The organism is Streptomyces sp. NPDC047108, assembly GCF_040643575.1.
Lineage (GTDB): Bacteria > Actinomycetota > Actinomycetes > Streptomycetales > Streptomycetaceae > Streptomyces.
In genome coordinates this window covers 340,017-346,290 of the sequence record NZ_JBEYUP010000007.1, presented here as the reverse complement: position 1 = coordinate 346,290, position 6,274 = coordinate 340,017, and the positions used below count along the sequence as shown (strand labels likewise).

At 72.3% G+C, this 6,274-nt stretch carries 6 protein-coding genes; 4 read left to right on the top strand and 2 right to left on the bottom strand.

Annotated features, from left to right (window positions below; genetic code table 11):
- Together ABZ822_RS17880 and ABZ822_RS17875 are read left to right on the top strand one after the other, a co-directional pair.
- Window positions 1–783, top strand: a 783-nt coding sequence (locus tag ABZ822_RS17880) for a biotin/lipoyl-containing protein (protein ID WP_360854171.1), incomplete at its 5' end; no start/stop codon positions are given.
- Between the two features lie 372 nt (window positions 784–1,155).
- Entirely contained in the window at window positions 1,156–1,719 is a 564-nt protein-coding gene (locus ABZ822_RS17875) for a TetR/AcrR family transcriptional regulator (RefSeq protein WP_360854241.1), read from the top strand.
- 225 nt (window positions 1,720–1,944) lie between these two features.
- Here the strand turns inward: ABZ822_RS17875 and ABZ822_RS17870 are convergent, their stop codons facing one another.
- Window positions 1,945–2,961: a DeoR/GlpR family DNA-binding transcription regulator gene (locus tag ABZ822_RS17870; protein WP_360854168.1), complete on the bottom strand. Its 1,017-nt coding sequence runs from the start codon at window positions 2,959–2,961 to the stop codon at window positions 1,945–1,947.
- Window positions 2,962–3,059: 98 nt separating this feature from the next.
- Window positions 3,060–4,508, bottom strand: coding sequence for an NAD(P)H-quinone dehydrogenase (locus ABZ822_RS17865; protein ID WP_360854165.1), 1,449 nt, complete (start codon window positions 4,506–4,508; stop codon window positions 3,060–3,062).
- 214 nt (window positions 4,509–4,722) lie between these two features.
- On the opposite strand from ABZ822_RS17865, the gene ABZ822_RS17860 reads away from it, so the two are divergent.
- Window positions 4,723–5,160 carry a gamma-glutamylcyclotransferase gene (locus tag ABZ822_RS17860; RefSeq protein WP_360854162.1) on the top strand — a complete coding sequence of 146 codons (438 nt, stop codon included), beginning with the start codon at window positions 4,723–4,725 and terminating at the stop codon, window positions 5,158–5,160.
- Window positions 5,161–5,432: 272 nt separating this feature from the next.
- The gene (locus ABZ822_RS17855; protein WP_360854159.1) at window positions 5,433–6,248 is read left to right on the top strand and encodes a purine-nucleoside phosphorylase; all 816 of its coding nucleotides are present in this window, start codon (window positions 5,433–5,435) and stop codon (window positions 6,246–6,248) included.
- The last annotated feature ends 26 nt before the right edge of the window (window positions 6,249–6,274 follow it).

Below are 6,274 nucleotides of genomic sequence, written 5' to 3'. Positions count from 1 at the left end.
GGCCACTCCTTCGAGTTCCGCATCAACGGCGAGGACCCCGGCCGCAACTTCCTCCCCGCCCCCGGCACCGTCACCCTCTTCGACCCGCCCGCGGGACCAGGCGTCCGTCTGGACGCGGGTGTCGAGTCCGGCTCGGTCATCGGCCCGGCATGGGACTCCCTGCTGGCCAAGCTCGTCGTGAGCGGCGCCACCCGGCAGCAGGCGCTGCAGCGCGCGGCCCGCGCCCTGGCGGAGTTCCAGGTGGAGGGCATGGCCACGGCGATCCCCTTCCACCGCGCGGTGGTCGTGGACCCGGCGTTCGCCCCTGAACTGGGCGGTTCCACCGGACCGTTCACGGTCCACACCCGGTGGATCGAGACCGAGTTCGTCAACGAGATCAAGCCGTTCGCCGTCCCGGAGTCGGACGAGGCGGAGGGCGAGACCCGCGAGACCGTGGTCGTCGAGGTCGGCGGCAAGCGCCTCGAGGTCTCCCTGCCGTCCTCGCTCGGTGTCTCCGCGGCCCCGGCCGCGGCGGGCGCCAAGAAGCCCAAGCGCAAGGCGTCCAAGAAGGCCGGCTCCGCCGCTTCCGGCGACGCCCTCGCCTCGCCGATGCAGGGCACCATCGTCAAGGTCGCCGTCGAGGACGGCCAGGAGGTCCAGGAGGGCGACCTCATCGTCGTCCTGGAGGCCATGAAGATGGAGCAGCCGCTGAACGCGCACCGCTCCGGCACGATCAAGGGCCTGACGGCCGAGGTCGGCGCCGGCATCTCCTCGGGCGCGGTCATCTGCGAGATCAAGGACTGACGACCTCAGGACCCACGGCCGGCCGCTGCGACGGCCGACCCGGATCGTGAGAACCGCGGGGCCCCACCGTTGTGCGGTGGGGCCCCGCGGGCGTTCCCGCAGGCCGTTCCTCGAGTTCGCTCCGCGAGCCGTTCCCCGGGGTCGTCGCGGGTTCGTTCCGTGCTTGCGGACTCCGGACACCCCGTGGCTGGGCGGCCGGGCCGGGGTGTCCACCCGTTCGGACCCGGTCGGAGGCGTCCTCCGGATGGCGGTGGCATGCTGGACGCAACGTGAGCCGGGCAGGGACGGGACGGAGGACGGGCGATGGCGACGGAGACCGAACGCACGGCCGCGCGGGAGCCCCGCGACCCGGAGCAGGCCCCCGTACGCCCCATGCGGGCCGACGCGCGGCGGAACTACGAGCGGCTGCTCTCCGAGGCACGTGCCGCCTTCACCGCGCACGGCACGGACGCCTCGCTCGAGGACATCGCCAAGCGCGCCGGCGTGGGCATCGGAACGCTCTACCGTCACTTCCCGAACCGGTACGCCCTCATGTGCGCCGTCTTCCAGGGCGAGGTCGACGGACTGCTGGCGCGCTCGCGGGAGTTGCTGGAGGACGAGCAGCCGTGCGGCGCGCTCGTGGTGTGGCTACGGGCGATCATCGCGCACGCCAGTACCTACCGCGGCCTGGCGCGAGCGCTGATGAGCGCCTCACATGACGCGAATTCGGCCCTGTCACGGTGCAGTGTGCCGATGCGCGAGGCGGGCAGCGCACTGCTCGTACGGGCGCAACAGGCCGGAGTCGTGCGGCCGGAGGTCGAGATCGGCGATCTGATGCAGCTCACCAATGCCATCGCGCTGGCCGTCGAGGAGAGCCCGGACGATCCGGCACTGGCCGACCGGCTGCTGACCCTGACGCTCACCGGACTCAAGCCGACGGGCGAGACGCCACGGTGACCCCGGGGCCACGGGGGCCCGTAGAAGACCTGCTCCCGCGGGAGCACCCGGCACGGCCTACCACCCTTGCCACATGAACTCGGCCGACCATCCGGCCACGTCAGCACGGCCGACCGCTCGGCCACGCAACCGTCCTACCGCGCACCGTTCCGTCCGGCGTGCGCCCTGCCCGGACCGGCTGGTCCCCCGACCCGCCGGGCCGGTCCACGGGTGAGGCGCGGGCGGTTATCTGCGCCGCGGCGAGAGGTCCGCGACCCTGCCGTTGCTCATCGCGGCCTGCTGCTCCGCCAGGCCGCCGGCGCTGCGCAGTTGGGGACCGCCGTGCCCCGGCGGATGGTTCCGCCGCTGGCCCGGCAAGGGCAGCTCATCGCCGTTCTTCGCCCCGGGCGGGCCCATACGGCGCGGGCTGCGCGCTGCCGGACCGTTTCCCTCGGAGCCGGACGGCCCCGGAGCCGCCGCGCCCGGACCGGCGACGGCGATCTGCACGCCCTGGTCGGCGAGCGCCTGCAACTCGGTGGCGGCGCGGTCGTCGTGGAGCGGCGGCTCGTCCGTGACCAGTCGCGTGATCACATCGGTGGGCACCGTCTGGAACATGGTGTCGGTGCCCAGCTTCGTGTGGTCCGCGAGGACGACGACCTCGCCCGCTGCCTGGACGAGCGCCCGGTCGACGCTCGCCGACAGCATGTTGGACGTGGACAGCCCGCGCTCGGCGGTCAGCCCGCTGCCGGAGAGGAAGGCACGGGAGACCCGCAGCCCCTGGAGGGACTGCTCCGCTCCGCTCCCCACCAGCGCGTAGTTGGAGCCGCGCAGCGTGCCGCCGGTCATGACGACCTCGACGCGGTTGGCGTGGGCGAGCGCCTGGGCGACGAGCAGGGAGTTGGTGACCACCGTCAGGCCCGGCACCCGCGCGAGCCGGCGCGCCAGCTCCTGCGTGGTCGTCCCCGCCCCGACGACGATCGCCTCGCCCTCTTCGACGAGTCCGGCCGCGAGGTCGGCGATCGCCGTTTTCTCGGCGGTCGCTAGATGGGATTTCTGTGGGAAGCCGGACTCCCTGGTGAAGCCGCCCGGCAGCACCGCACCGCCGTGGCGGCGGTCCAGCAGTCCTTCTGCCTCCAGCGCGCGCACGTCTCGCCGTACGGTCACTTCTGAGGTCTGGACGACGCGGGCGAGCTCACGGAGCGACACGGCCCCGTTCGCTCGCACCATTTCGAGGATCAATTGGCGACGTTCTGCAGCGAACACGAAACTGACAGTAACCCCAACGACCGTCTTGTTTCAGCAGTTTGCGCCGAATGGCAGAAGTTGGCCGCAACCAAGGGCACGGAATGGTATAGAGCGGGTCAGCCTTCGCGCTGTGCCTTACGCGTGTGCAATTGCCGCGCGGTCTCGGCGATCGAGCCGGACAGCGAGGGGTAGACCGTGAAGGTGTTGGCGATCTGCTCCACCGTCAGGTTGTTGTCGACGGCGATGGCCATGGAGTGGATCAGCTCGCTGGCGCGCGGCGAGACGACGACGCCGCCCACGACGATGCCGGTGCCCGGACGGCAGAAGATCTTCACGAAGCCGTCCCGGATGCCCTGCATCTTGGCGCGCGGGTTGCGCAGCAGCGGCAGCTTGACGACGCGGGCGTCGATCAGCCCGCTGTCCACGTCCGCCTGGGAGTAACCGACCGTGGCGATCTCGGGGTCGGTGAAGACGTTCGCCGACACGGTCTTGAGGTCCAGCGGTGCGACCGCGCTGCCCAGGAAGTGGTACATCGCGATCCGGCCCTGCATCGCCGCGACGGACGCGAGCGGCAGGATGCCGGTGCAGTCACCGGCCGCGTACACGCCGGGCGCGCTCGTACGGGAGACCCCGTCGGTCCAGATGTGCCCGGACTCCTTGAGCCGGACGCCGGACTCCTCCAGGCCCATGTCGGCCGAGTTGGGGATCGAGCCGACCGCCATCAGGCAGTGCGTCCCGCTGATGACGCGGCCGTCGGCGAGGGTGACCTCGACCCGGTCGCCCACACGCTTGGCGGACTGGGCGCGGGAGCGCGCCATCACGTTCATGCCGCGGCGCCGGAAGACGTCCTCCAGCACGGCCGCGGCGTCCGGGTCCTCGCCGGGCAGCACCCGGTCACGGCTGGAGACCAGGGTCACCCGCGACCCGAGGGCCTGGTACGCGCCGGCGAATTCGGCGCCGGTCACACCCGAGCCGACAACGATCAGCTCTTCGGGAAGCTCATCGAGGTCGTAGACCTGCATCCAGTTGAGGATCCGCTCGCCGTCGGGCAGCGCGTCCGGGATCTCCCGCGGGTGCGCGCCGGTCGCGATGAGGACGGCGTCGGCGGTCAGCGTCTCCTGGGAGCCGTCGTCGGCCGTCACGGTCACCTGGCGCGACCCGTCGGGCGCCTGGGCCGGTTCCACCCGGCCGCGCCCGCGCACGACACGGCCTCCCGCGCGGGTCACGGACGCGGTGATGTCGTGGGACTGGGCGAGCGCGAGGCGCTTGACGCGGCGGTTGACCTTGCCGAGGTCGACGCCGACGATGCGCGCGGGCGTGTCCACGTACGGGGTGTCGTCCGCGACGATGATCCCCAGCTCCTCGTGGGAGGAGTCGAAGGTGGTCATCACCTCGGCCGTGGCGATCAGTGTCTTCGACGGGACGCAGTCGGTGAGCACCGACGCCCCGCCCAGACCGTCGCGGTCGACGACGGTCACCTCTGCGCCGAGCTGTGCGCCGACCAGCGCCGCTTCGTAGCCGCCGGGGCCGCCACCGATGATCACGATCCGAGTCACATGCTCCATTGTCCCGCACGGCTCGCCGGGCTACTCAGCGGGGGCTCGAATGGCGTTCGGACGCCCCCGGAGCGTCCGTGGGTGCCGCGTGCGGCCCCGCCGGTCAGGGCGGCGGGCGGACGGCCGGGCGGCGCGGGCCCGTTGTGCGCGCCGCGCCCGAGCGCGTCCCCCGTACGACCGGGCACCCCGGGAAACCCCGCAGCCACTCCCGTACTCTCGAAACATGTCGCTCTACGCCGCGTACGCCGGCAACCTCGACGCGCGGCTGATGTCCCGCCGCGCACCCCACTCGCCGCTCCGCGGCACGGGCTGGCTCTCCGGCTGGCGGCTGACCTTCGGCGGCGAACAGATGGGCTGGGAAGGCGCGCTCGCGACGATCGTCGAAGCGCCGGCCTCCGAGGTCTTCGTCGCGCTCTACGACATCGCGCCCATGGACGAGGACTCGATGGACCGCTGGGAGGGCGTCGGGCTCTCCATCTACCGGCGCACCCGGATGCGGGTGCACACGCTGGACGGCGACGTCACGGCGTGGACGTACGTCCTCAACGGCTACGAGGGCGGGCTGCCGTCGGCGCGCTACCTCGGCGAGATCGCCGACGCGGCGGAGTCGGCCGGCGCACCGCACGACTACGTGATGGGGCTGCGCAAGCGGCCCTGCTGACGCCGCTCCCCCGCGGGGCCGCCCGGCGGCGCGTGAGGCCGTGCCGTAGCGGTCCCAACGTCTCGGCATGCGGTCACGCGGCCCGGCATCCGGACCCGCCCGCGCGCTCCGTCACCGGAGCCGAACCTTGCGCCCCACCTGGCGCGGATCTTGTCCCGCACCCCATGAGCTCCTTGCGCCGCACGGCGGAAACCGGTTTCCGCCGGAGCCGGGGCGTCCACGGTACGAAGTGCGTCTACGCGCGTAGGCGATTACCGGCTACCCTCGTGCGCGTGAACTCATCTGTTTCTTCGGACATCCCCGGCGCCCCCGACGCCGATGCCGCCGCCGCCCGCCTGCGGGAACTCACCGGTGCCGACACCCATGACGTCGTTCTCGTCATGGGCTCCGGCTGGGTCCCCGCCGCCGAGGCACTCGGGGCGCCCGAGCACGAGTTCCCGGTCACGGAGCTGCCGGGCTTCCCGCCGCCGGCCGTCGAGGGCCACGCGGGCACGGTGCGCTCCTACCGGATCGGCGACAAGCGCGCCCTGGTCTTCCTCGGCCGCACCCACTACTACGAGGGGCGGGGCGTCGCCGCGGTCGCGCACGGCGTACGGACCGCCGTCGCCGCCGGCTGCAAGACCGTCGTACTGACCAACGGCTGCGGCGGTCTGCGCCCCGGCATGCGCCCAGGCCAGCCCGTCCTCATCAGCGACCACATCAACCTCACGGGCACCTCCCCCATCGTCGGTGCCAACTTCGTCGACCTCACCGACCTCTACTCCCCGCGCCTGCGCGCGCTCTGCAAGGAGATCGACAGCTCGCTCGAAGAGGGCGTCTACGTCCAGTTCCCCGGCCCGCACTACGAGACCCCCGCCGAGATCAACATGATCCGGGTCATGGGCGCGGACCTGGTCGGCATGTCCACCGTGCTGGAGGCCATCGCCGCCCGCGAGGCCGGCGCCGAGGTGCTCGGCATCTCGCTGGTCACCAATCTCGCCGCCGGCATGACGGGCGAGCCGCTCAACCACGAGGAGGTGCTCCAGGCCGGGCGTGACTCCGCGTCCCGGATGGGCAGCCTCCTGGCGCAGGTACTCGGCCGGATCTGAGCCCGTACACCCGAGATTCCTCCCCT

What these genes read in the sequence shown, in the direction of transcription:
- ABZ822_RS17875 (WP_360854241.1), top strand. Translation starts at nt 1,156, where the DNA reads ATGCGGGCCGACGCGCGGCGGAACTACGAGCGGCTGCTCTCCGAGGCA.
- ABZ822_RS17865 (WP_360854165.1), bottom strand. Translation starts at nt 4,508, where the DNA reads ATGGAGCATGTGACTCGGATCGTGATCATCGGTGGCGGCCCCGGCGGC.
- ABZ822_RS17860 (WP_360854162.1), top strand. Translation starts at nt 4,723, where the DNA reads ATGTCGCTCTACGCCGCGTACGCCGGCAACCTCGACGCGCGGCTGATG.